Raw genomic sequence first — 23,978 nt, 5'->3', positions numbered from 1 at the left:
CTTTAGAAAAAGACCGTAAAAAACCCAAAGACAAATAAAGAGTCTTTGGGTAGGATGGTTATAATTAGACCTATTTACTCAACTAACCTCAGCTAAACTCTCTCACTCTCAGCTACCCTAAGCTATTTACAACTACTTTTACTTTCATCTCAACTAATCTCTAAGCTAACTTTCTAAACTATTAATTAATGTTAGTATACTTTTAACTTCTTTGTCAATACGAAATATTCTGACTAACTGTTTTTCCTGGTTAAATCAGGTCTTAACTGCACAGCATTCTTAAGATATATATGATTTATATCCTCTTGATTTGTATTGGTGTTCACCGTTAACATGACCCTAATACATTTTGAAAGGGAGTTTGGTACGGGTATTTCTTTTGTACACATTACCGGTACGTAGTTCCATCCCTCAAGACGCCTAAGTGCTGCAGCAGGGAAAGCATCATTAATATCTTCGGTCACAGATATAATAACTTGAGCAACATCCCTTGCCTCAACCTTGTTTGCATCGATCATTTCACGAAGCAACTGTTCTGTCGAAGCAATTATTTGATTCGCTTCATTTTCCTCAACTGTAATTGCACCTCTTATCCCACGGACCATAGTTCTCCCCCTTCTCCGTTTGTTTAGTTTAATAGTTTATATAGTAAATCATCTCTAACTTCTTGTACTTCAACCTTGCCTATTTCCTTTAGTAAGACCATTCGAATCGTACCTGCGTTGGCTTTTTTATCTTTTTTCATTCTTTGTACTAAACGTGATTTATCTAAAGCAGCAGGAAGGTCGGTGCAGTAACCAAAATTCGAAAACCATTGTTTAAATTCTTCATAATATAAATGTCTAGGATAAGTTTCCTCACTCACTTTGATAGCAAATAACATACCGATTAACACTGCTTCTCCATGTGTGATTTCACCATATCCAAGCTCAGCTTCAATAGCGTGCCCAAGCGTATGCCCAAAATTTAAAATGGCTCGAATGTCATTTTCCTTCTCATCCATTGCTACAATTTGAGATTTTATAGAAATGCCTTGTTCGATGGCATATTGAAGTTTTTCATCTTTTAGATCTGATAATGTTGTAATATTGTTTCTCAACCAGTTATAAAAGGATTTATCCCAAATGATTGCTTCCTTAATAACCTCAGCGAAACCAGATAAGAGTTCCTTTTTAGGTAAAGTTTCTATGAAATCAATATTAAAAATAACGGCCTCAGGTTGGTGAAATGCACCGATCATATTTTTTCCGAGAGGGTGATTAATTGCTACCTTTCCTCCTACAGCACTATCATGCGCCAATAGTGTCGTAGGAATTTGGATAAAGGGAATTCCTCTTTGAAAAGTAGCTGCAACAAAACCGGCAAGATCGCCAACAACCCCACCACCTAATGCAATAATCAGTGATGAACGGTCTAGACCATTTGAGAGTGCACAGGTTTGACACTCATAGAACCAATCAATATTTTTGGAAGCTTCCCCACTAGGAATAATAAACTCAATAATAGGGTATTCAGACTTTATCTGAGTTGTAACACTATCCATATATAAAGGAGCCACTTGGTCATCAGAAATAATTAAAATTTTTGTGATGGACAAATTAAGATTCCTTAAAATTGCAGATAGTTCAGGGAGGATACCACTTCCAATGTATAGAGGATACGTTTTTGAATGGGTTTTAATGTTTAACGTATCCATTAGAAGCTCCTAGAATAGTCCTTCATTTTCTCTACATTTTCTAAAATTAGATTCATTCGGTCCTGTCCAAACTGGCTAACAATAGCCGATGCTATTTCCCATGCAACAACTGATTCAGCCACTACACTTGCAGCAGGTACTGCACAGCTGTCTGATCTCTCGATACTAGCTTGAAACGGTTCCTTTGACTCAATATCAACACTTTGTAAAGGTTTGTATAAGGTAGGTATTGGCTTCATTACTCCCCTTACAACAATAGGCATACCTGTAGTCATTCCGCCCTCAAAACCACCTAAATTATTCGTTTTTCTCGTATAGCCATTTTCCTCATCCCAAAGAATCTCATCATGAACTTCACTACCCTGTTTCCTAGCAGCCTCAAATCCAATACCAAATTCAACACCCTTAAATGCATTTATACTAATGATTGCTGATGCAATTTTAGCATCTAACTTTCGGTCATAGTGGACATAACTCCCAACACCTGCGGGAACCCCTTCCACAATCACTTCGACAATTCCACCAATGGAATCGCCATTTTCCTTAGCTTTATCTATCGCATCCATCATCTCTTGTTCTTTGTTACGATCAAAGCATCGAACAGGTGATTGCTCAGTTATAACTTGTAATTCTTCTATTGATTGATAAGCTGGAGGATTTGCTCTGACCCCACCAATTTCAAGCACATGACCAGCTACCTTGATTCCCAAATGGGATAGTATCTTTTTAGCTACAGCTCCTGCTGCTACTCTAACTGTTGTTTCTCTAGCAGAAGAACGCTCTAAGACATTACGCATGTCTCGATGTCCATATTTCAGAGCTCCATTTAAATCTGCATGTCCAGGACGGGGCCTAGTAATCTTACGCTTAATCTCATCATCCTGAATTTCTTCAAGTGGCTCAATCCCCATTATATTTGTCCAGTGCTTCCAATCATTGTTTTCAACCACTAATGTAATCGGTGAACCTAATGATTTTCCATGTCTGATTCCACTCAAGATTTGGACTTGGTCTTTTTCAATTAACATTCTCCGGCCTCGACCATGTCCTTTTTGTCTTCTAGCTAAGTCCTCATTTATATCTTCTGCAGTTATCGGTAAACCCGCTGGTACCCCTTCTATGATTGTTGTTAACTGAGGTCCATGGGATTCTCCTGCTGTTAAGTATCTCATCTACATTCCCCCTTCAACTCTTTAAAGCGATTATGTACTAATATATCATATCAACTATGGATTAGTAAGAAAAATTAATTATTTGTTAGGTTCATTCTACAAAAAAGATTGCATGTGAAAATAATAGGAACGTCCCTTTCCGCTGCAGGTACTTTCATATATGGTTCAATAAAATGTCTTTTTAAGAAATAACAAAAAAGAATCCATCTAGGATGAATCCTTTTTTATGTTTATTATTTCTTACGGTAAAAAAATGTATCCTCAGTATCGAAATTATAATGGCTTGGGTTGAATATTTGTTCTGTGCTTCCGACAAAAAAGATTCCATCCGTCTTAAGAGCATCACTAAATTTTTTGTATAAGAGATTTTTTGCTTCCTCAGTAAAATAAATTAAAACATTTCGACATACAATTAAGTCAAACTGTGTATCAAAGGGCTCTGCAAGGAGGTTGTGCTTTTTAAAGGTTACAGCCTTTTTAATATCGTCGCTAACTTTATAAAAGTCACCATCTGCTGTAAAATATTTTCGTTTCATATTCTCAGGCACTTCCTGAAGAGATCTTTCTGGGTATATACCCAACTTCGCTCTAGCAATTACATTTTCATCAATATCTGTTGCTAAAATAGAGATGCTTTGTAGTGGTAAGAAATTAGATAATATCATAGCAAGTGTATAAGGCTCTTCACCTGTAGAGCATGCAGCACTCCATATCTTTATACGTGGATTTTTATCTAAAAGCTTAGGAAGAATTTTCTGCTCCAAAACCTCCCACCTTTTACCATTCCGATAAAATTCAGACACATTAATCGTCATTCTATCTAAAAATTCCTGAAATAAAGCTTGTTCAGTAGACATTGCTTGATAATAGTCTTTGAAGCTTGTGTAACCCTTCTTCTCATACAAAGAAGTTAGTCTTCTTTTCATTTGAGCTTCTTTGTATAGGGAAAGGTCTATACCTGACTTTCGCTTTATCTTCATTATAAACTCTTCATAATCATGGGACATTACCATAGCTCCTCTTACAACGAAATATCTTATTAATTAGCTCTTTTTAAAAAATAATATAGTTTTCCAATTTGAACATAGATCGTTCCTTTTCGCTGCAGGCACTTGCTTTCCGCGGGGAGGAAGTCGAGCCTCCTCGACGTTCCGTCTGCGGGGTCTCGACCTTTCCTCAACTTCTGAGCAGGAGTCAAGTGCCTTCCGCTCCAATCCACTCTTCATTAAACTATTTTTAATTAGCAACATTCTTTACGAAGAGCCAAATAAATTTACAATAATTATAAGTTTAGTATATCTCATGTTAGTTGAAAAGAGGAGGAATTTATCGATATTTGTCATAAATCAGAAAGCTAAGAAAAGAAAAACGCTTGAGAGTAATCTCAAACGTTTATCTAATAAATATTTAATTCTAATTATTAGTAAATCCACTCGTTGATTTGGCGAGTATATTCTACTAACTCGTTTTCTTGAAAGAATAAACCGATTTCACGCTCAGCACTTGCAGGAGCATCTGAACCATGAATTACGTTTTTATCAATTGTTAAACCGAAATCTCCACGAATTGTTCCAGGAGCTGCATCTTTAGGGTTAGTTGCTCCCATCATTTGACGAGCAGTAGCAATCACATTTTCACCTTGCCATACCATAGCAAATACTGGTCCTGAAGTAATGAAGCTAGTTAGTGCTCCAAAGAATGGACGCTCTTTGTGTTCGCCGTAATGTTCCTCAGCAAGCTCAGGTGTAATTTGCATTAATTTAGCTCCAACTAATTGAAAGCCCTTTCTTTCAAAACGAGAAACGATTTCTCCGATTAATTGACGTTGAACACCGTCAGGTTTTACCATTAAGAATGTTTTTTCCATAATTTCCACCTCTATTAATTATGTATAGATTGTAATTTAACCAACCAAACAAAATACTATCATTATTTTGTTTGGTTATCAACTTTATCTGCCAATAATGTTAAAATTTTCGTTTACCGATAAATTTCGCAATGTTATAAAGCGTATTTCTTGCTCTATTTTGAGGTAGTTCTTTAAGTATTTTGTAAGCCTTCTCCAAGTATCTATTACTTATGTCAGTAGAGTAATCAATGGCACTTGATTGCTTAATAGCCCGGACCAGAGGTTGTATTTCTTCATAGGTTGTTGATTCAGAAATTTTATTAATTTGACTATTTAATACTGGATCTTGTAATGCAAATAGAACTGGCAAAGTAATATTCCCCTGTAAAAGATCACTTCCTGCCGGCTTACCTAGTTGCTCTTCTGTTGCTGTAAAATCTAATATATCATCGGTAATTTGAAAGGCCATGCCGACATAATACCCAAAAAGATATAACTTTCTATGTATGGATGCTGGTACATCAGATGCAACTGCACCAAGTTGGCAGCTAACAGCAATCAATAAGGCTGTTTTCCGTTTTATTCTACGCAAGTATGTACGAACATTTTGGTCAAAATTATATTTATCCCTAATTTGTTCAATCTCGCCAATATTTAGTTCTACCAAGGAATATGCTAAAATTTTATGAGCCTCGATTTGTTCAACTTTTGCCATTAACTCCAGAGAGCGCGCAAGGATATAATCACCAGTATAAACCGCAATTTTATTATCCCACTTTGCTTTTATCGTTGGCTTTCCCCTTCTCATACCTGCATCATCAATTACATCGTCATGAACCAATGAGGCCATATGAATGAGTTCAAGAGCGACAGCAACATGTTTAATTTTGTCGATATTGTAATCGCCAAATTTTCCAGCAAGTAAAACAAATACTGGACGAATTCGTTTACCTCCAGCCTGTAATAAATGCAAGCCAGCTTGTCTTAGCAATGGTTGCTCAGCCTGTATCGTTTCTTCCAGCTCTTTTTCAATTAAATTCAAGTCCGTATTCAAAAAAGAATACATCATCTTTAATTTCATGAGTCTCACCTTAACTTAATAAAGACATAATTTTAAAAATAGGAGAGTCACCCCTCCTATACTTAGGTTTACTTTTCTTTAACACCCATGTGCATTGCTGCAACACCACCAGTGTAAGGTTTAACCTTCACATTTTTCAAGCCAGCATCTTCAAACATTCTTGCCAGTTCATTCATCCCAGGGAAGTCCTTAGCTGATTCCTGTAACCAAGAATACTCATTGTAGCTTTTAGCAAACAACTTTCCAAAAACCGGCATAATATAACGGAAATATAAGAAGTAAAGCTGTCTAAAACCAATTAGCGTCGGTTGAGAGGTCTCTAAACAAACAACCTTGCCCCCTGGCTTAACAACACGTCTCATCTCTTTTAAAACCTGCATATAGTCAGGAACATTACGTAAACCAAAACCAATAGTTACGAAGTCAAATGTATTATCTTCAAATGGGAGCTCCATTGCATTCCCATGTATTAACTCCACCTGGTTTAGATTTAAGCTCTCAATCTTTTCTTGACCAATTTTAAGCATATTTTTACTAAAATCTAGTCCGACAACTTCACCACTCGGACCTACAGCATCAGCTAACGCAATTGTCCAATCGGCTGTACCGCAACAAATATCAAGGGCTTTTGAGCCTTTTGGAACATTCATGCGCTTCATGATATCTTTTCTCCAAGCCTTGTGCTGTTGGAAGCTGATCACAGAGTTCATCTGGTCATAGTTTTTATATATTTTCTCGAATACATGGTGTACCCGTTCTTCTTTGGATTGCTTCATTTTATAACCTTCTTCCACAATCAATATATCTACCTGCTATTATTCGAATGTAATAGTGCATTTACTCTTTGAGATAAGACAGAATTCGATTTAAAATTAGTCATTAAATTAGTTTCGATAGCTTTTTCTATATCACGAATGTAAGTGTCCATCATATTAAGTAGATTGGACTCTTGTTCCATAAATAGTTTTCTCATCGTATCTATGAATAGGGAATTGTTATTTGTTATGAGATTCTCTCTTTCAAGTAGCAATCTTTTTAACAGTAAAACTTTAGAGGTTAATTCGTTCCATGAAGGGATCTGAAAAAAACCTGTTATCTTTCGAAAAACTGCACACTCAATAAGTTCAACAGTATGGATAAACGTTTCAAATTGCTTAGCATCGCTTTGATAGAATATTATCTTGTTTTCATTAATATCCTTAATTGCCTCTGCAAGTATTCGTATGAAGTTTATATCATCAATGTCGGCCAGTAGATAATAATATAGACTGCTGTAATAATCACCCGCTAGAACTGTAAGTTGACGTGACGTTAATCGATCTGATTTTTCTTGAGGTACTGAATTTGAAACTGTTTCATGGGTATCAAGGGCCATTTGAACAAGCATGGAGGTAATCGTATATCTCTCGACTTCTCTACTAGGTAATTGTAGGTCATCGAAGATTAAATATAAAAGGATTAGCCTGTCCTCGTCAATTATAGGCGTTTCTATATATTTATTAATAAAAGGGTAACTAATTCTGGTTTGGATTAGCTCCTTTAATTCAGCAATTTTCACTTCGAAGTCTTGCAATAAAATCACCCTTGTTTCCCCAAATTAATCATTATTTGTGTGTTCATTATTAATAATTTTTAGACAACCAATATTATAACATAAGTTATCAAAATTTGTGTCCCATATAGCTTAATTTCAAACATTCAATCTATTTATGTATTTTAACAAAACACTCTTTTTATAGTGAATGTAGTTTGTTTTGTAATTTTAACCATAGACTGTTTCTTTCCGCTACAGGGACTTGCTTTCCGCGGGGAGGGATGCGAGCCTCCTCGGCGCACAGCGCCTGTGGGGTCTCACCGGATGTCCCTCAACTCCCGCAGGAGTCAAGTCCCTTCCGCTCCAATCCACTCTCAATTAAACTATAATAGAACACTCTTTACAAAAAAACATAACAAAAAGACATTTTAAAAAGCAGGGGCTGCCTGCTATTTTTTAGTTTCTGATTCAATTTCACCATGACTGGTTTGGATTAATGCTTTTCCTCTTATTTTAATAGCTGCTGTATTTTCGGTGAATTGAGCAATTAATACTTCACCCTTATCCAATTTCTCCGAGTGGTGAAAACGAGTATCTGTCCCACGAGTAAGACCAATAACGTTCACTCCATCTTCTGCAGCTTTAATAACGATAAATTCACTGTTCGTATTATTTGTACCCATTACTATGTTTCTCCTTTTACTATAAATTTTATAAACTTATTTCGCGTTAATAAGAGATAAAACCTCAGCGCGAGCTGCTGCATCCTTTTGAAAGATTCCTCGAACCGCTGAAGTGACTGTTTTTGCACCAGGCTTTTTAACACCTCTCATCGTCATACACATGTGTTCGGCTTCTACAATCACCATAACTCCATGGGGGTTTAAGGATTCAACAATGGAATTTGCAATGGTTGAAGTAATTCGTTCTTGAAGTTGGGGTCTTTTTGCTACCGCCTCAACTGCCCTTGCAAGCTTACTTAACCCGGTAACTCTTCCACCTCTAGGGATATAAGCTACATGTGCTGCTCCATAAAATGGAACTAGATGATGTTCACACATAGAATAAAATTGTATATCCTTCACTAGCACTAACTCTTCGTGATCTTCACCAAAAATGGTTTGAAAATGTTCTTTAGGGTCTTGGTTTATCCCAGAAAAAACCTCAGCATACATTTTTGCAACACGTTTAGGAGTATCTAATAGACCTTCACGACCTGGATCATCGCCTATTGCCTCTATTATCATTTTTACAGCTTCTTCAATTTTGGAGTGATTAATCTCTGCCATTTATTAGGCCTCCCTAGTAAAAAATTCCCCATTACTATTTATTTTTTATTTTATTATGTATTCAGATAGTAGCACATATTTTGGATTAAAAGCAAAAAGGGAGGACCGTATTAAACGATCCTCCTCTATTTTAGGGTAAAAACTATGTATATTATTTAACTGCGTCTTTAAGTGCTTTACCCGGTTTAAATGCAGGAACTTTGCTTGCAGCAATTTCGATTTCTTCACCAGTTTGTGGGTTACGCCCTTTACGAGCAGCACGTTCACGAACCTCGAAATTACCAAAACCGATCAATTGTACTTTATCACCATTTTTAAGTGCCTCTTGAATTGAATCAAAAACAGCATCAACAGCTTTAGTAGCATCCTTTTTAGAAAGTTCACTAGCTTCAGCTACTGCATTAATTAGTTCAGTCTTGTTCATGCCATTCACCTCCTCCCAAATATTTATAATTCATAGTTAGATTCACTAGTATCAAGGAATCTAACCTTATTCCTATTATTCATTACTTCACAGTTTTCTGTAATTCTATACATGTATAAAATTACTAATCCCGTAACAAGCCTTATATTATACGATATTCTGACAAATTTCAAGAATTTTCAACAGAAATCTTTACTTTTAAGGGATATTTCACCAATTTTCTATATCTGGAAGCCTAAAAAGGTTTGAGAAAGTACGTGGTTGGTTATTCGCTAGAATTCACTCGCTTTCCGCGGGCGATTCGGGGAGCCTCCAGATCTCGTGAATTCTAGCGAATAACCCTGCTCTGAACATAGTTACTATCTAGTGGGGTAATGGCCAAAATTATGAACTAAGTTTAATTCGTAATCATATAAATGCTCTTTTAATTATTTTGGTTTCTATATTTAAAGTGCTGAGTTGATTGGAGGGGAAGGCACTTGACTCCTGCGGGACGTAGAGGAAAGGTCGAGCCCCCGCAGACCGAAGGTTGAGGAGGCTCGACTTCCTCCCCGATGGGAATTCGCTCTTGAAAAAGCCAGCAGTTGGGCTTTTTCATAATTCCCCGCGGAAAGCAAGTGCCTGGACCGGAAATCAACGGACATTATTAAAATGCTATCCAAAATAAAAAAGGACCCCAATTTAATGGAGTCCGTTTCGGATTGAAGCTCTTATAGGATAATAGCGATTAAGCCGCCTGAGCCTTCGTTTATGATGCGTTCTAATGTTTCTTTTAGCTTGTAACGAGCGTTTTCAGGCATTAATGATAACTTAGCTTGAATTCCTTCTCGTACAATTGAACTTAGTGATCTACCAAAGATATCTGAATTCCAGATGGATAGTGGATCATCCTCAAAGTCTTGCATTAGATATCTCACTAACTCTTCACTTTGCTTTTCTGTTCCAATGATAGGTGCAAACTCTGATTCAACATCTACCTTAATCATGTGAATCGAAGGTGCAACTGCTTTTAGTCTGACACCAAAGCGAGATCCTTGACGGATAATCTCTGGCTCATCTAGACTCATATCTGATAGCGCAGGTGCTGCAATTCCATAACCAGTTTGCTTAACCATTCTTAACGCATCAGCCACTTGGTCATACTCTGCCTTTGCATATGCAAAGTCCTGCATTAATTGTAGTAAATGATCTTTCCCTCTAATCTCAACTCCAACCACTTCTTTTAGAATCTGGTCATATAAGTCATCTGGAGCATAGAGGTCAATTTCAGCAATACCTTGCCCCATCTCGATACCTGCTAAACTAGCTTGGTCAATAAAGTCATATTCACTAAAGTGTCCTACAACTCGGTCTACATCCCTTAAACGTTTTATATCCTTAACTGTATCTTTCACAGCTTCCTGGTAGCTTTCACGTAACCAGTGCTCTTCTCTTAAAACCATTACCCAGCTAGGAAGGTTAACATTTACTTCAAGTACTGGGAACTCATATAGAGCTTCTCTTAATACATTGTATACATCTGTCTCTCTCATACTTTCAACACTCATGGCAAGCACTGGAATGTCGTACTTCTCATTTAATTGTTGACGGAGAGCTTCTGTATCAGGGTGATGTGGATGAACTGTATTGATAACCATAATAAACGGTTTACCAACTTCTTTAAGTTCTTCAATCACTCTTTCTTCAGCTTCAATATAGTCTTTGCGTGGAATATCTCCAATTGATCCATCAGTTGCAATGACTACTCCAATTGTTGAATGTTCCTGAATTACTTTTCTTGTTCCGATTTCTGCTGCTTCATGGAAAGGAATTGGCTCCTCATACCAAGGTGTATTAATCATTCTTGGACCATTTTCATCCTCATAACCCTTTGCACCCGGAACTGTATAGCCAACACAATCTACTAGGCGAATATTCACATCGAGTCCATCTTCAACATGTACTGAAACAGCTTGATTTGGTACAAATTTCGGTTCTGTTGTCATGATGGTTCTGCCCGCGGCGCTTTGTGGTAATTCATCCTGAGCGCGAGCTTTATCTGCTTCATTACCGATATTCGGTAAGACTACTAATTCCATAAATTTCTTAATGAAAGTAGATTTACCTGTTCTAACTGCACCAACTACTCCGAAATATATATCGCCTCCAGTACGTTCAGCGATATCTTTAAAAACATCTACCTTTTCCAAGTGATCCCCTCCCGATCTTAGAGTTCTTGGGATAATTCTATCCGAATAAGTAATATAGGACATTATATATGTATGATGTTGTCCTACTTAATTATGACTAATCCTAAAAACTTTTTTTATCCCTAGTAGAACTCATATAAGCAATAAAAAACCCTTCTGTTAGAGTCTATTCTCTAAAGAAGGGTTCATGACTTATTTATCTAAAAAAATCGGTTCTTTTTTTTCTGTATCAATTGTATAAGGCAATGAATGGGCAGGAACAAACATTGAATTCTCCACAAGAAGGTCTCTAATGTCATCGCCCTCTTGGTAGGAATGATCCTCTTTCTGTAATGCTAGATAAAGGTCTGGTCGATAATCTACAAAAATATCGATGTCTTGATTTATGACGAATGTAAGATTGTTCCCAGTAAAAGGACTTACAACATAAGGCTCCTCTTTATACCCTAGCTTTTCATAATCTAATGAAAAAACATTAGTAGCTAGAACCTCTTTAAACGGAGGATACCCGTTGATTCTTCGATAATTGTCAAGTCGAAAATGGAGTTCACGAATCGTTTCCGTTATCTTTAAGTCAATCAATTTTACCTTTGGCTCTGTTTCTACATCTACTAAAACATATAAATATACGCCACCATTTTCAAAGGATGTTCCAGGAGCATCCTGCGTATATTTTGGAATTAATTTATTAAAATCAATAGGGTACTTTTGATAGATAGGTGTATTCATATCTCTCGTTTTTATCGGCAAAAGCCCCCCATTATCTTCCTTAAATTGATTTACAGCCGTTTGGACTGCTTGCAGCTGATCTTGATAAGGTACTTGATTTTACTTTAATTTTTCTTCTGGATATAAACACCCAGAAAGTAAAGTGACTATAATTAATAGCAATAAAACAGTACCATACTTTTTGGTTACATTCATTTTTTATCCATCCTTATTAGTATGCTAACCGTTTACTGGGCCACTAAACACCACGAAGAAAATGATAATTCCAGCGATGACCATAAAGAAATAGGCAATAATCGATACGATTGCTTTAAAAATACCCTTTAATTTAAATCTACCAAAATAAATTGCGATAACTGCGATAAACATAAATCCCATTGCAGCAAGAGCAAACCACATTTTAATTAAACCAGGTGTCATTCTAACAGCTCCTTTTTATACAGCAAAACTTGTCCATTTTAACGATTCTTTAACCTTTATAAAAAAGCTCGAACGACAAATATTATATCATAAAATATCAAAAAAGGCTTTGTTCACAATGTTTTCATAATGTTTTTTAATCGAGGCTAGGACATACCATAAATGTTTAACTAACATTCTGAACAAAGTAATAGCTTAGCGGATGAAATATACGTAGACTCCTGCGGGATGAAAAGCAACGGCTAGACCCCGCAGTGCTTAGCACGAGGAGGCTTGCCTGCTTCCCGCGGAAAGCGAAGTATATTTCAGGAGCGGTGTATCTACTCCTACACCCATTGTTCGGTTTCTATTTAATTAAAACTACTTTTGTCACAGCCTCAACAAAAAAAAGCTGAAGTAAAGAGGGGCACTTTACTCCAGCTTTATAACTAAATACCATACCGATAGGTCATACTCAGAAGTTTACTTCCTTTAACTAGAGATTGACTCCGTTAATAGGTTGTAATACTAAATCGTTTTTTCGTTAAAAGCTGTTATAACAACTAAACGTAAAACGGGTAAAAGTATTTCTATTCATAATATGCATTTTCCGTACAGATTGTATCGTCTAATGCCTATCTTTAAAGCATCATTTTATATTACGTTAGTTTTGGTAAATACAAATTCATGTACTAACTTCGTCTAAAACATTCCGTATTGCATTATGTTCATGTTCTAGATATACTAACTGCTTAATTTTCCCCCCTATCCCCAACACTCACCATATATTATGCGTTTTCAAGTAATCCTGTGAACTGGAATTAGATATTCAAAAAAAAATTCATGTATTAAGCACGTTCTCCTAATACATTCGAGAGATCTTCCATCTCATGGGTTTTTCCGCGTGCCATCAAACTGTCAACAGCATCTTTAGCATTTTTATTATTGAATAGAACATCGTATAACGCAAAGGTAATCGGCATTTTCACATTTAATTTATTCGCCAGTTGATATGCAGCCTTGGTTGTACGAACTCCCTCAACTACCATACCCATGTTTTCAAGTACTTGGTCTAAATTTTGACCTTTTCCTAACATATTTCCAGCACGCCAATTTCTAGAATGTACACTCGTGCATGTAACAATAAGATCGCCGATACCTGTTAATCCAGAGAAAGTTAGTGGGTTCGCTCCCATTGCCATTCCTAACCTTGCTATTTCAGCCAACCCTCGAGTGATTAAGGCTGCTTTTGCATTGTCGCCATACCCGAGTCCATCTGTTATACCAGCAGCTAATGCAATTATATTTTTTAATGCTCCACCGATTTCAACCCCAATGATATCAGGGTTTGTGTACACACGAAAATGCTGATTGATAAACAGATCTTGTACAAATTCAGCCGCTTTCAAATCTTTGGAGGAAACCGTAACTGTTGTCGGATGCCTTAAACTAACTTCCTCAGCATGACTTGGTCCAGATAGTACAACTACATCTTTCAATAGATGTCCAGGCATCTCATCCTCAATGATTTCAGATACTCTCATAAAGGTATCTGGCTCAATCCCTTTACTAACATGAACAACTGTAAGAGGAGTTTTAATTACAGAACAAATATTCTTCAATACTTCCCTAATTGCTTTTGTTGGCACCGCAAGTACTATCGTATCTATTCCAACTAAAGCTTCCTCTAATAAGTAGTACCCCTTAATTGACTTAGGGAGCTTAATGCCAGGAAGATATTTTTCATTTGTATGTTCTTGATTCACTTCATCGATTTGATCCTTTTTATGGCCCCAGAGCCTTACCTCATGATCATTGTCAGCAAGTACCATGGATAGTGCTGTACCCCAACTTCCGGCTCCTACTACTGTAATTTTCCCCATAACGACTCACCCCTTATTTATTGCTAAGATAAAGCAAAACTAAAGTAGAAATTCATAGTAGAACAAGCAGCTTGTCTATTTTCGCGCTCTCGCAATTAACTTAATTGGAGTACCTTCGAATCCAAAAGCTTCGCGCAGCCTATTTTCTAAGAATCTTTCGTAAGAGAAATGCATTAGTTCAGGTTCGTTAACAAATACCACGAAGGTTGGTGGCTTAACAGCAACTTGTGTAACATAATAGATTTTTAATCTAACACCTTTATCAGCAGGTGCAGGGTTCATAGCAACCGCATCCATGATGACATCATTAAGTACATTTGTAGGGACACGCATTGCATGGTTTTCACTAGCTAAATCAATCATTGGTATTAATGTATGCGTACGTTTTTTGGTTAAGGCCGATAAATAAACAATTGGAGCATAATTTAGAAACAAGAAATGCGCTTTAATCTTCTCTTCAAATTCCTTCATTGTTTTTTCATCTTTCTCTATTGCATCCCATTTATTCACAACAATGACAACAGCTTTGCCTGCTTCATGTGCATAACCAGCAATTTTCTTATCTTGTTCAATAATTCCCTCTTCAGCATTTAAAACTACAAGAACTACATCCGAGCGTTCAATTGCTCTCAGGGCTCTTAATACACTATATTTTTCAGTTGTTTCATATACCTTACCCTTTTTTCTCATTCCAGCAGTATCAATGATTACATACTCTCGTCCATCGTATTTATACATCGTATCAATGGCATCACGTGTTGTCCCTGCTATATCACTTACAATGACACGTTCCTCACCTAGTAAAGCATTTACTAATGAAGACTTTCCAACGTTAGGGCGACCAATCAAGCTAAATTTTATGATTTCATCATCATATTCCTCTGATTGATTTGCCGGAAAGTTTGCTATTACAGCATCTAGTAAATCTCCAAGCCCTAAACCATGTGAGCCTGAAATCGGATAAGGTTCACCAAATCCAAGGGCATAAAAATCATAAATTTGATCTCTCATTTCAGGATTGTCCACTTTATTTATACCTAGAACTACAGGTTTTTCAGAACGATAAAGAATTTTTGCCACTTCTTCATCCGCACTTGTTACCCCTTCAAGCCCATTAGCAATGAATACGATAACATCAGCTTCATCAATTGCAATTTCTGCCTGATGTCTAATTTGGGCAAGAAATGGAGCATCTCCAATTTCAATTCCGCCTGTATCAATAATGTTAAATTCTTTACTTAACCATTCAGCGGAACTATAGATTCTATCTCTCGTTACCCCGGGTATATCTTCTACAATTGAAATTCTTTCTCCAACAATCCTATTAAATATCGTTGATTTACCCACATTCGGCCTTCCAACGATCGCAACAACAGGTTTCGGCATCTACAACACCCTTCCTTCACTATATATTAATTAGACAACCTATTTATTCGATTCTAATAAAAGTACTTTTTCAAATATTGTTCCTAAACATTTATGAATAATAAGTAACTCGTATGTATATTGGTTCACTTCAATAAAGGTCTTAAGCTAAAAATATAAGTTCCTAGTAAAGAAACCCTTCCGAATCGAGAAAGGGTCTAACTGTTTTATTCTATCAAAAATGTAATCATTCAACAATGCTAACATATTTTAATGCTTGACAATAACATATAAATCTTCACCTAGCCCGTGTGCTATGCCATCTAAAATCGCTTCTAAATTTGCAGCAACAAACTCCATCTCTTCTTTTGAATCACATGTGAAGATAGCTGGTCCACCTTTTACTTTATTAGGGTTTGTTGTTACAGCAGCCAAGATATATTTCTCTAAATTCATTCCAATCTGCGCCCTTTCTTATTAGCCTTGGACTCCGTTGGCATTCGAATTGCATTTTCAAGAGTAGGTACTTGTCCTATAATTGCAATTGCTTTCTCGATGTCTTTCTCTTGAGGTAAAACAAAAATACCAACACGTCCATCATCTAAATCTCTTTTAGCAAGTGGGACTAGTGCGGGTGTACCTGAGTCTCGATAAACTCCTAATGCCGTTGAGATATCATGTAGAATTGCTTGTCGTTGACCCAGGTTCGCTATTGTAGACCGGGCATTAAAATTTTTAGGCTTTAAGATAAATCCCATTCCATATCTTAAAACTTCTTCTTGTCTTGCTGGAATTCCTATGTTCATAATATAAATATTGTCAACATAAAGTCCTGGTCCATCAAAACGCGGTTCTACAAATTCGATGTCAACTATCTCTTTTAATCTACTTCCAGACATAAGTCTTTTTGATACAAATATCGTTAGAATACCAACAATAATACCTGCCCAAACATTTAAAGCTAAATAAGCAAGTGTCGTAAAAAACGAGGATAGTATAACTAAATAATTTCTACTTTCAAACGCAATTGCAATTCCTTCAATATACGTTTTACCCCGACTAACTAGTTCATATTGATCTAGTTCCGTGAGCGTATTTCGTTCCATATTGCGGACATCTCTAAATTGGGAGGCCGCAATGGTTAAAAAAGTAATCGCGGTAAACTCTTGTTCCATAATGGCTGGAACGGCTACTGTTCCTAAGCCTGCTGCAATAAAGCCAAGTGCAACATGAATAATTTTTCCATGTAGATATGTTGGGTATTGTCTATAATCTGTTTTTAGCATATAAACCCTTGTTATAACTCCAAAAAACACACCTAACAAAATTGGATATGTGTATTCATTCATATTATCCGTGTTTCTCCTTTGTTGTTTTTTCAAAGTATGTATCAAAGTAATTTACTGAATGTTCCAGAGCACTCCAAATAAATAAAGTAAACACACTTATTGCCATTACATCAAAAAAGGATAGGGCACCTATCTCATAATCAAAAGGGAAATTTTTCAAAATAAATGCATAAAGCAATTCGCCCTGACACGCCCCAATCATTAAACAAAGTATTCTTTGTTTCCGTTCTTTCACCAATAAGATAGTGAGATACACTAAACAAAAAACGAGCATAATGGTGCGATTAAACACGACCCAAATTGGATCAAACAGTTCAAATAAATGGAAACTAACATAGGCAGTAGTTATCGTTAGCGTACAAACAAGTAAATATGCAACTTTTTTAAAATTAATTTTTTCTAAAAACAGTGCGAGAATGACATAACAGCTTAGTAGAGTAATTCCTAGTGAGGCATTAATTTTAAATATATCCGCGACAACGATCACTTTGTTGGAGAAGATAATTAAAAGTAGAATGATAACTGTATATAGTAATCTTTCTTTACTTTTATTCATAAAAAAAGTTGTAATAATCCAAAAAAACCAAGAAATCCAATAAAAAAAGGTACCTTCCATTTCCACCCTCCTCCACTCTTCATTATGACTCGTTTGGAATGATATTAACCCTAAAAGTTGTATAAAAAAGAGTAAGACTTCTAATACTACGGGAATAAGAAAGGAGTGTGGATGAAGTGGGTAAAGACCGTCAACAGAAAAAGTTAAAAGAAAGTAAGAGAGTCGAGTCTGATCGCGACCAATCCATTGATTATCCTGGCTCTACAAGGCTAGAAAGCCCAGAAGAGTCTAGAGAGCGCAACGAACAATAACAATTTTATGATTGAAAAAAAACGCCCAATTAAGGGCGTTTTATCGTCTATGACTATATTTTGCTGTATCAATTCCTCTTTGATTAAGCCAATGAAAGGTTTCCCCTTTAATAATAACAGGAGATTTCTGTAGTTCATTTATTGATCTAGTGCCTAAAGCGGTCATGATATATTTCAAATCTGCTTTCATTTGATCGATATGCTCTACTAGTTTTTCTTGTCCTTCTTGTAGAAGTATTTTCAAGAAAACTCCTGCAAACGCTGCTGCAGAGGCTCCTAAAGCAATGGATTTTGCAATATCTAATGCATCCTGAAGACCACCAGAACTAATAATGGGGATAGGTCTTGTCAGATTTGACACCTCGGCGATTGATGCAGCCGTCGTGATGCCCCATTCATCAAAAAAGTCCAGTCTGCGGTTGCTTCTGTTATTTTCAATACGCGCAAAATTTGTGCCTCCAAAACCACCTATATCCAAAATGGAGACACCTATATTTCTCAACTGATAAGCTGTTTCTGTACTTAACCCAAACCCAACTTCTTTAACAATCACCGGTACTTGAACTGAGTTCACTATTTTTTCAATCCTGCTTAAGGCTCCTGAAAAGTTTCTTTCCCCTTCCGGCATCGCAAGTTCTTGAATGACGTTCAAGTGAATCTGAATTCCATTTGCCTCAATCATATCGATTGCAGATAACGCATTATCAACTGTTGCTTCACTTCCAAGATTTGCAAATAGTACCCCTGTGGGATTCACTTCTCTTACAACCTCATAAGTATATCTTTCACCAGGATCCTTAATGGCAGACATTTGTGATCCAACTGCCATTCCTAGACCACATTCCTTGGCCACTTCACTTAGCAACCTATTTACTTTTCTTGTTTGTTCGCCACCGCCGCCAGTCATAGCGTTGATAAAAATAGGCGAACTTATAGAAAGTTCGCCTATACTAGTCTGTAAATCAATTTCGTTTACAGAGGTATTTGGTAAGCTTTGGTGAACAAAGGTTATATCATCTAAACCATGAGTCTTATCCTGTCCTGTTGATATTGCATGTTGTATGTGTTCTAGTTTGCGCTTTGCTCTGCTCACAATTTATCACCATTATTTTAAGTCATTTAATTTATTTAACTTATCACCAATCATCTCACCAAGTTGAAAGCCTGATGGCTCTTCCTGCTGTTGTTGGTATTGAGCATAATCTGCATTAGATGTGTCTTCTTCAAGTTCTTTAATACTTAGAGAGATACGACGTTGGTCACCGTCATTTACTTCAAGGACTTTTACATTTACTTTCTGCCCTACTTTTAAAACCTCTCCTGGAGTTCCGATGTGTTTATGAGAGATTTGAGAGATATGAACAAGGCCTTCGACACCAGGTAAAACCTCAACAAATGCTCCAAATTGAACTAGGCGTCTTACAACCCCTTCGACAACATCTCCACGCGCAATCTTCTCAGAAATGTTTTCCCATGGTCCAGGTAATGTCTCTTTAATAGACAATGAGATTCTTTCATTGTCACGATCAATTGATAATACTTTCACCTTAACCTTTTCGCCCTCCTGCACAACGTCAGAAGGCTTGTCGATGTGATTATGAGAAAGTTGAGAAATGTGAACTAATCCATCAATTCCTCCAATATCTACAAACGCTCCAAAATCGGTTAAACGCTGAACGGTACCTTCGATGACTGATCCAGCTTTTATTGCATCAAAAAGCTCTTGTTTCTTTGTTGCTTGGTTCTTTTCAACAACGGCTCTGTGGGATAGAATTACTCGATTTTTCTCACGATCTAGTTCAACAATCTTAACTGAAAGTGATTTCCCTTTATAGTCTGAGAAATCCTCAACAAAGTGTGCCTCAACTAGAGATGCGGGAATAAATCCTCTTACACCAAGGTCCACAACCAAGCCACCTTTAACAACATCCTTAACCTCAGTGTCAAAAATTTCACCTGAGTTGAATTTATGCTCTAAAACCTCCCATGCTTTATCAGCTTGAGCGGCTCTTTTAGACAAGATGAGCGCGTCTTCTTCAACTTTGATAACTTTCAACTCTAATTCTTCACCTTCTGAAACAACATCACTAGCCTTTTCAACATGTAGACTTGAAAGTTCACTAATTGGAATGATTCCATCCAATTTACTACCACTTACGTCTACAAGCACTTGCTTTTCTTCTACCTTTGAAACTTTACCTGTTATTACTTCTCCAACCTCTAAATCTCTTACTTCCACTTGATTCATGTCCTCGACCATTCCAATTACCTCCTTATATCCCTACAGCTTTACACTTAGAAAAAAATAAAAAAAATATATGTATCCTAAGAAAGATTAATATACCTCTATTATCTAACTTCTAATAAATATATCTTTTTGTCAAGTTATTAGTACACTTCAATTAGTATTTTTCTAAAAGCTCCTTAATTGAATTCATAATTACTTCAGTCGTTTCTTCGGCTGAAGCCTTTTGTTCTCTTAAACGATTCATATCAATCGGCTCACCGAAAACGACCTTCAATTGCCCAAATAATTTATAGGGGCCAATAATTGCACAAGGGACAACAGCTGCTTCAGAACGTGTTGCAAAAAAACCAGCTCCAGCAAGCCCCTTCCCTAACTTTCCATCTTTGCTTCTTGTCCCTTCAGGAAACAACCCTAGTACATTATCATCCTTAAGCACTTTTAGGCCTTTTCGAAGTGCTTCTCGATCACTCATACCCCTCTTTACAGGAAATGCATTCAACTTGGGAACAAGCTGCCCGAGTAATGGGACACGAAATAGCTCTTCTTTTGCCATAAAGTGAATAGGTCTTGGTGCTGAAATCCCGACTATTATTGGGTCAAAGTTATTAATATGATTAGAACATATTAAAACAGAACCGCTAGTAGGTATATTTTCTGCCCCTACTACTTTAACTCTATATAGAGGATTAAAAACTAAAGAAGTTAATCCTTTTGCGAAGGTATAAAGGTTCAACTTTCAATCAATTCCTTTCTACAACCAAATCCATGATCCTGTCTACAACCTCATCAATTGATAAGGATGTTGTATCAATCACGACAGCATCCTCAGCCTTCCTAAGTGGAGCAACTTCTCGTTCAGAATCAAGTTTATCTCGCGTTTCAATTTCTTTCATAAGTACATTCAAATCCGATTCGTAACCCTTAGATAGATTCTCTTCATGACGTCGTTTTGCACGTTGTAGGGCGGAAGCTAACAAGAACACTTTCACCTCTGCATCAGGTAATACATGTGTTCCAATATCTCTCCCATCCATAACGACTCCGCCATTTTCAGCTAATTTCTGCTGTCGTCTTACCATTTCTTCTCGTACTTTACGATGTTTTGCAACAATAGAAACCGAATTAGTAACTTCAGATGAGCGAATCGTTTCAGTAACCTCTTCTCCATTTAGAAAAACTAATTGACCATTATCACTAGGCTTCAATTGAATAAGCGTATTATTCAAGGAAGTCATTAATTGTTCCTCATCATTTAGATCATTGTTATTTTTTATGGCGATAAAAGTTAATGCTCTATACATCGCTCCAGTATCTATATATATGTATGATAGTTTTTCTGCAATTATTTTGGCTACTGTACTTTTCCCAGCTGCTGCCGGTCCATCAATAGCGATAGATATACTTTTTTCCATGTTGAAAACTAAAACCTCCTAATTGATTAGACTAATATGAATAAATTGTTAAAGATCGTTAATCATCTTCTAAAATCATTGTTTCTATCGTTTTTGTATATTTATCCCCGTTAACACCCTCATAATCCTGTATTTTCGATATATAAGGAGTTATATCACTTTGGAGTAATAACAATTGCGCAATTAATAAGAAGATGAATTGAATCATTGCTAATTTAAAAAGAATACCTTCAAATCTTTTCATTTTTACATAGCTCCTACTAGTTTTTAGTACTAGTATGTGAAATATTAGAAAAACTATACTATGAACTAGGAAGCCCCTTTTTTCTAGATAGTAATTGACGCTCAAAGCAGAACTTTATTAAGAGTTGTCGTTCATTCTCTTTTACCTCAATCAATTCAAGAGAAGCTTTATCACGTTCACCATTCTCTCCAGGCACTATTCTTATCACTTTACTAGTAAGCTTTAGATATCCATACTCACCTGAGAGTAATGGTAGAACAAACCAAGTATGAATATGTAAGCCCGGTTTGACTTTAGAGTTATTTGGTAAGATTAAAAGTGCTCCCCCAGCACTAATATCACTTGTAACCGTCACAAATGGATTAAACTCCTTGTTGATAGGGTGAACAGCTACGTCAATTGCAGTGTCAATTCGAACATATTGTCTCCTTTGTATACGGACCAATCCATCTTTCCCCGGATAAGTAAGAATAATCATCGGAATTGTCTGCTTATATCTTCCAAGTACTGCTGTTTCAAACAAATAAACAGTGTTGTCCTTTCCAACGAAAGAGGCCCTTAATTGAGTTCCATCAATTAAAAATACTGTTCTACCTGTTTGTTCATTAATGGGATAGTCAATGTAAAGTTTATCTCCTTTTTTTTCAACCACCCTACATCTATATTTTTCACCATCAACATTGTTTATTGGTTCAAGGGTGACTGTTTCTCCTATATTTAACAAAGCGAACCACTCTCTTCATTTCTAAATATCTATTGATAGAATTAATAAAAGTAAACCCTACATAGTTTCTCATCAATTTACATTATTTTCATAGCCTGTACTAATATTAAATCATGGATTAAAAAAAAGGGAAAGCTTTATTAAGCTTTCCCTTTGATTAAAAATGGTTTCTATAATTGGCGATAAAGCGGTTCTGCGTTTTTTAATTTCTCTACTTTTTCTTCTACACCATTTTCAGCATTTACAAAGATTCGGTACGTATCATTATCAATTGTTCCTAAGAACTCATAACACAATACTTCTTTACCGATATCATTTATAATTAATGCTTCATGTTCTTCCATAACTGTAACATTTTTATTCATCTTCTTTTTAGCCTCATCTATAGAGATAGAAGGTTCTGGTATTTCTCTTTCTTTATGCGCGACTAAATAATCTCTAGCAGAAAAACCAACAATTCGACCATCATCAAGTGCAATCTTCATCTTTATCGAATCTGGGTATACTTTTACACCGTCAACACTTGCTACAAATGTAAATGCGGCTTCGTTATCATACTGGGCACTTTCGAATAAAACTTGGTCGTCAAAATTGTGATCTTTTAAAAACTTCTCTGCAATATTGGATGCTTCATTTAAGCTTACCTTTTGGTCTTTTACTTCACGGTTTTGTAGTACCCAAATTGGATATCCACCTTTTTTCGTAATGTCCATAAAGGTTTCATTTTCAGCTTTAGGGTCATGGATTGTTAAACTATAGAACCCATTACTCGCACCCTCACCATTTTCAGCTACAGAAATCTTGACATCTTCTTTAATGCCTAAAAATTCTCTAGCGATTTTTTTTGCTTCCTTTTCACTTATTTCTTCTCCGCTTAGATTTTCAAACTCACCGCCACCATTTCCTTTTTGCATAGTAGCCATTGTTTCTCCAAACTCAGATTCCGAATATGCTGCAACATTCTTTTCTACAGTTTCAAATCCATCAATAATTGTATTATCAGCTTGTTTTTCTCCAGAAGCTAATGCAAGCTCTACATCCATCCAACGAAGATTATTATCAATAACTAAATGTTGAACTTTTCTTAGTTCTTTTTGAATATCAGCAGAATTTTCATATAATTGATGTAAAGTGTCATATTCTTTTTGTGTTAATGGTTCCTTATCCAAATTTCGTACAGCTGCACGGTAACTAAACTCACCAACATTTGCTAGAAATTCTTCCGTTTTATTAAAAGGGAGCAAAGTCAGAGGTAATTGACTAACATCCGTGTGTGCTTCTGATGTTATTCTCCATACTTCTGCAAGAGTCGGTGACAAAGAATCACGCGAACTCATAGCAAGTGCTGCACCGATTTTATCATTAAGCAAATCTACTTGATAAGTTAGATCATGAAATGCTCTTTGGTAATTATTTTCCGCTTGAATTAAAACTGCATTTTTCTCCTGATGTTCCTTGTAACCCCAGTAAGAGGTTCCGATAACCGTTATGGATAATACTGTAATTAAAATACCTCGTAACATA

General features: G+C 36.3%; 26 protein-coding genes and 1 pseudogene. 1 reads left to right on the top strand and 26 read right to left on the bottom strand.

The features are described 5' to 3' along the window. Positions 1 to 233: 233 nt before the first annotated feature. The 19 genes and pseudogenes from aroH to J2Z26_RS09235 all read right to left on the bottom strand — a co-directional run bounded on the left by aroH (position 234) and on the right by J2Z26_RS09235 (position 17,575). Entirely contained in the window at positions 234 to 605 is a 372-nt protein-coding gene (gene aroH, locus J2Z26_RS09325) for a chorismate mutase (RefSeq protein ID WP_193539534.1), read from the bottom strand. A gap of 23 nt (positions 606 to 628) precedes the next feature. Beyond that, complete coding sequence (aroB, locus tag J2Z26_RS09320) at positions 629 to 1,696, bottom strand: 3-dehydroquinate synthase (RefSeq protein WP_193539535.1); 1,068 nt, start codon at positions 1,694 to 1,696, stop codon at positions 629 to 631. Continuing rightward, entirely contained in the window at positions 1,696 to 2,868 is a 1,173-nt protein-coding gene (gene aroC / locus J2Z26_RS09315; RefSeq protein ID WP_193539536.1) for a chorismate synthase, read from the bottom strand. The genes aroB and aroC overlap by 1 nt, the downstream gene beginning before the upstream one ends. Positions 2,869 to 3,101: 233 nt before the next feature. Beyond that, positions 3,102 to 3,875, bottom strand: coding sequence for a CheR family methyltransferase (locus tag J2Z26_RS09310; protein ID WP_193539537.1), 774 nt, complete (start codon positions 3,873 to 3,875; stop codon positions 3,102 to 3,104). 413 nt (positions 3,876 to 4,288) lie between these two features. Beyond that, a complete protein-coding gene (ndk, locus tag J2Z26_RS09305) occupies positions 4,289 to 4,735 on the bottom strand; it encodes a nucleoside-diphosphate kinase (RefSeq protein WP_193469209.1) in 447 nt (148 codons plus the stop codon). A 100-nt stretch (positions 4,736 to 4,835) separates the two neighbouring features. Next, positions 4,836 to 5,798 carry a heptaprenyl diphosphate synthase component II gene (hepT, locus tag J2Z26_RS09300; RefSeq protein WP_193539538.1) on the bottom strand — a complete coding sequence of 321 codons (963 nt, stop codon included), beginning with the start codon at positions 5,796 to 5,798 and terminating at the stop codon, positions 4,836 to 4,838. A gap of 68 nt (positions 5,799 to 5,866) precedes the next feature. After that, positions 5,867 to 6,592, bottom strand: a complete 726-nt coding sequence (locus J2Z26_RS09295; RefSeq protein ID WP_319638101.1) for a demethylmenaquinone methyltransferase — start codon at positions 6,590 to 6,592, stop codon at positions 5,867 to 5,869. Positions 6,593 to 6,603: 11 nt separating this feature from the next. Continuing rightward, positions 6,604 to 7,380: a heptaprenyl diphosphate synthase component 1 gene (locus J2Z26_RS09290; RefSeq protein ID WP_193539540.1), complete on the bottom strand. Its 777-nt coding sequence runs from the start codon at positions 7,378 to 7,380 to the stop codon at positions 6,604 to 6,606. A 401-nt stretch (positions 7,381 to 7,781) separates the two neighbouring features. Next, on the bottom strand, positions 7,782 to 8,015 hold the full coding sequence (mtrB, locus tag J2Z26_RS09285) for a trp RNA-binding attenuation protein MtrB (RefSeq protein WP_193539541.1): 234 nt from the start codon (positions 8,013 to 8,015) through the stop codon (positions 7,782 to 7,784). Positions 8,016 to 8,051: 36 nt separating this feature from the next. After that, positions 8,052 to 8,621, bottom strand: a complete 570-nt coding sequence (folE, locus tag J2Z26_RS09280) for a GTP cyclohydrolase I FolE (RefSeq protein ID WP_193539542.1) — start codon at positions 8,619 to 8,621, stop codon at positions 8,052 to 8,054. A gap of 151 nt (positions 8,622 to 8,772) precedes the next feature. After that, positions 8,773 to 9,045 carry an HU family DNA-binding protein gene (locus J2Z26_RS09275; protein ID WP_193469219.1) on the bottom strand — a complete coding sequence of 91 codons (273 nt, stop codon included), beginning with the start codon at positions 9,043 to 9,045 and terminating at the stop codon, positions 8,773 to 8,775. A gap of 710 nt (positions 9,046 to 9,755) precedes the next feature. Beyond that, complete coding sequence (spoIVA, locus tag J2Z26_RS09270) at positions 9,756 to 11,234, bottom strand: stage IV sporulation protein A (protein ID WP_193469225.1); 1,479 nt, start codon at positions 11,232 to 11,234, stop codon at positions 9,756 to 9,758. Between the two features lie 192 nt (positions 11,235 to 11,426). Next, positions 11,427 to 12,158, bottom strand: a pseudogene (locus tag J2Z26_RS09265) (hypothetical protein). A 24-nt stretch (positions 12,159 to 12,182) separates the two neighbouring features. After that, a complete protein-coding gene (locus J2Z26_RS09260; RefSeq protein ID WP_193539544.1) occupies positions 12,183 to 12,383 on the bottom strand; it encodes a DUF2768 domain-containing protein in 201 nt (66 codons plus the stop codon). 827 nt (positions 12,384 to 13,210) lie between these two features. After that, a complete protein-coding gene (locus J2Z26_RS09255) occupies positions 13,211 to 14,245 on the bottom strand; it encodes an NAD(P)H-dependent glycerol-3-phosphate dehydrogenase (RefSeq protein ID WP_193539545.1) in 1,035 nt (344 codons plus the stop codon). Positions 14,246 to 14,320: 75 nt separating this feature from the next. After that, on the bottom strand, positions 14,321 to 15,631 hold the full coding sequence (gene der, locus J2Z26_RS09250) for a ribosome biogenesis GTPase Der (protein WP_193539546.1): 1,311 nt from the start codon (positions 15,629 to 15,631) through the stop codon (positions 14,321 to 14,323). Between the two features lie 249 nt (positions 15,632 to 15,880). After that, positions 15,881 to 16,066 carry a capping complex subunit for YIEGIA gene (locus J2Z26_RS09245; protein ID WP_193539547.1) on the bottom strand — a complete coding sequence of 62 codons (186 nt, stop codon included), beginning with the start codon at positions 16,064 to 16,066 and terminating at the stop codon, positions 15,881 to 15,883. Then, positions 16,063 to 16,959, bottom strand: a complete 897-nt coding sequence (locus tag J2Z26_RS09240) for a YIEGIA family protein (RefSeq protein WP_193539548.1) — start codon at positions 16,957 to 16,959, stop codon at positions 16,063 to 16,065. The genes J2Z26_RS09245 and J2Z26_RS09240 overlap by 4 nt, the downstream gene beginning before the upstream one ends. A 1-nt stretch (position 16,960) precedes the next feature. Continuing rightward, positions 16,961 to 17,575 carry a YphA family membrane protein gene (locus tag J2Z26_RS09235; protein WP_193539549.1) on the bottom strand — a complete coding sequence of 205 codons (615 nt, stop codon included), beginning with the start codon at positions 17,573 to 17,575 and terminating at the stop codon, positions 16,961 to 16,963. 116 nt (positions 17,576 to 17,691) lie between these two features. Here J2Z26_RS09235 and J2Z26_RS09230 point away from each other — a divergent pair, with 116 nt between their 5' ends. Continuing rightward, positions 17,692 to 17,826 (top strand): YpzI family protein, encoded by a 135-nt coding sequence (locus J2Z26_RS09230; protein WP_193539550.1) that lies wholly within the window; start codon positions 17,692 to 17,694, stop codon positions 17,824 to 17,826. A 40-nt stretch (positions 17,827 to 17,866) separates the two neighbouring features. Here J2Z26_RS09230 and fni read toward each other — a convergent pair whose 3' ends face one another. The 7 genes from fni to ypeB all read right to left on the bottom strand — a co-directional run bounded on the left by fni (position 17,867) and on the right by ypeB (position 23,977). After that, positions 17,867 to 18,919: a type 2 isopentenyl-diphosphate Delta-isomerase gene (fni, locus tag J2Z26_RS09225; RefSeq protein ID WP_193539551.1), complete on the bottom strand. Its 1,053-nt coding sequence runs from the start codon at positions 18,917 to 18,919 to the stop codon at positions 17,867 to 17,869. A gap of 12 nt (positions 18,920 to 18,931) precedes the next feature. Next, positions 18,932 to 20,086: a 30S ribosomal protein S1 gene (gene rpsA, locus J2Z26_RS09220; protein WP_193539552.1), complete on the bottom strand. Its 1,155-nt coding sequence runs from the start codon at positions 20,084 to 20,086 to the stop codon at positions 18,932 to 18,934. 142 nt (positions 20,087 to 20,228) lie between these two features. Continuing rightward, complete coding sequence (locus J2Z26_RS09215; RefSeq protein WP_193539553.1) at positions 20,229 to 20,807, bottom strand: lysophospholipid acyltransferase family protein; 579 nt, start codon at positions 20,805 to 20,807, stop codon at positions 20,229 to 20,231. 7 nt (positions 20,808 to 20,814) lie between these two features. Next, positions 20,815 to 21,486, bottom strand: coding sequence for a (d)CMP kinase (gene cmk / locus J2Z26_RS09210; RefSeq protein WP_193539554.1), 672 nt, complete (start codon positions 21,484 to 21,486; stop codon positions 20,815 to 20,817). A 58-nt stretch (positions 21,487 to 21,544) separates the two neighbouring features. After that, complete coding sequence (locus tag J2Z26_RS09205; protein ID WP_193539555.1) at positions 21,545 to 21,730, bottom strand: YpfB family protein; 186 nt, start codon at positions 21,728 to 21,730, stop codon at positions 21,545 to 21,547. 58 nt (positions 21,731 to 21,788) lie between these two features. After that, positions 21,789 to 22,454 carry a flagellar brake protein gene (locus J2Z26_RS09200; RefSeq protein WP_193539556.1) on the bottom strand — a complete coding sequence of 222 codons (666 nt, stop codon included), beginning with the start codon at positions 22,452 to 22,454 and terminating at the stop codon, positions 21,789 to 21,791. 170 nt (positions 22,455 to 22,624) lie between these two features. Continuing rightward, positions 22,625 to 23,977, bottom strand: a complete 1,353-nt coding sequence (ypeB, locus tag J2Z26_RS09195) for a germination protein YpeB (protein WP_193539557.1) — start codon at positions 23,975 to 23,977, stop codon at positions 22,625 to 22,627. Position 23,978: the final 1 nt, after the last annotated feature.

It is taken from the genome of Cytobacillus luteolus, assembly GCF_017873715.1.
Taxonomy (GTDB): Bacteria; Bacillota; Bacilli; order Bacillales; family Bacillaceae_L; genus Bacillus_BV; species Bacillus_BV luteola.
Note: the sequence above shows the minus strand (reverse complement) of the source record. Positions and strands in the feature narration are given on the sequence as shown.

Excerpts from the sequence above, each read along its gene's own strand:
- aroH (WP_193539534.1), bottom strand. The coding sequence starts at position 605 with ATGGTCCGTGGGATAAGAGGTGCAATTACAGTTGAGGAAAATGAAGCG.
- aroB (WP_193539535.1), bottom strand. The coding sequence starts at position 1,696 with ATGGATACGTTAAACATTAAAACCCATTCAAAAACGTATCCTCTATAC.
- aroC (WP_193539536.1), bottom strand. The coding sequence starts at position 2,868 with ATGAGATACTTAACAGCAGGAGAATCCCATGGACCTCAGTTAACAACA.
- J2Z26_RS09310 (WP_193539537.1), bottom strand. The coding sequence starts at position 3,875 with ATGTCCCATGATTATGAAGAGTTTATAATGAAGATAAAGCGAAAGTCA.
- ndk (WP_193469209.1), bottom strand. The coding sequence starts at position 4,735 with ATGGAAAAAACATTCTTAATGGTAAAACCTGACGGTGTTCAACGTCAA.
- hepT (WP_193539538.1), bottom strand. The coding sequence starts at position 5,798 with ATGAAATTAAAGATGATGTATTCTTTTTTGAATACGGACTTGAATTTA.
- mtrB (WP_193539541.1), bottom strand. The coding sequence starts at position 8,015 with ATGGGTACAAATAATACGAACAGTGAATTTATCGTTATTAAAGCTGCA.
- folE (WP_193539542.1), bottom strand. The coding sequence starts at position 8,621 with ATGGCAGAGATTAATCACTCCAAAATTGAAGAAGCTGTAAAAATGATA.
- J2Z26_RS09275 (WP_193469219.1), bottom strand. The coding sequence starts at position 9,045 with ATGAACAAGACTGAACTAATTAATGCAGTAGCTGAAGCTAGTGAACTT.
- J2Z26_RS09260 (WP_193539544.1), bottom strand. The coding sequence starts at position 12,383 with ATGACACCTGGTTTAATTAAAATGTGGTTTGCTCTTGCTGCAATGGGA.
- J2Z26_RS09255 (WP_193539545.1), bottom strand. The coding sequence starts at position 14,245 with ATGGGGAAAATTACAGTAGTAGGAGCCGGAAGTTGGGGTACAGCACTA.
- der (WP_193539546.1), bottom strand. The coding sequence starts at position 15,631 with ATGCCGAAACCTGTTGTTGCGATCGTTGGAAGGCCGAATGTGGGTAAA.
- J2Z26_RS09245 (WP_193539547.1), bottom strand. The coding sequence starts at position 16,066 with ATGAATTTAGAGAAATATATCTTGGCTGCTGTAACAACAAACCCTAAT.
- J2Z26_RS09240 (WP_193539548.1), bottom strand. The coding sequence starts at position 16,959 with ATGAATGAATACACATATCCAATTTTGTTAGGTGTGTTTTTTGGAGTT.
- J2Z26_RS09235 (WP_193539549.1), bottom strand. The coding sequence starts at position 17,575 with ATGGAAGGTACCTTTTTTTATTGGATTTCTTGGTTTTTTTGGATTATT.
- rpsA (WP_193539552.1), bottom strand. The coding sequence starts at position 20,086 with ATGGTCGAGGACATGAATCAAGTGGAAGTAAGAGATTTAGAGGTTGGA.
- cmk (WP_193539554.1), bottom strand. The coding sequence starts at position 21,486 with ATGGAAAAAAGTATATCTATCGCTATTGATGGACCGGCAGCAGCTGGG.
- J2Z26_RS09205 (WP_193539555.1), bottom strand. The coding sequence starts at position 21,730 with ATGAAAAGATTTGAAGGTATTCTTTTTAAATTAGCAATGATTCAATTC.
- ypeB (WP_193539557.1), bottom strand. The coding sequence starts at position 23,977 with ATGTTACGAGGTATTTTAATTACAGTATTATCCATAACGGTTATCGGA.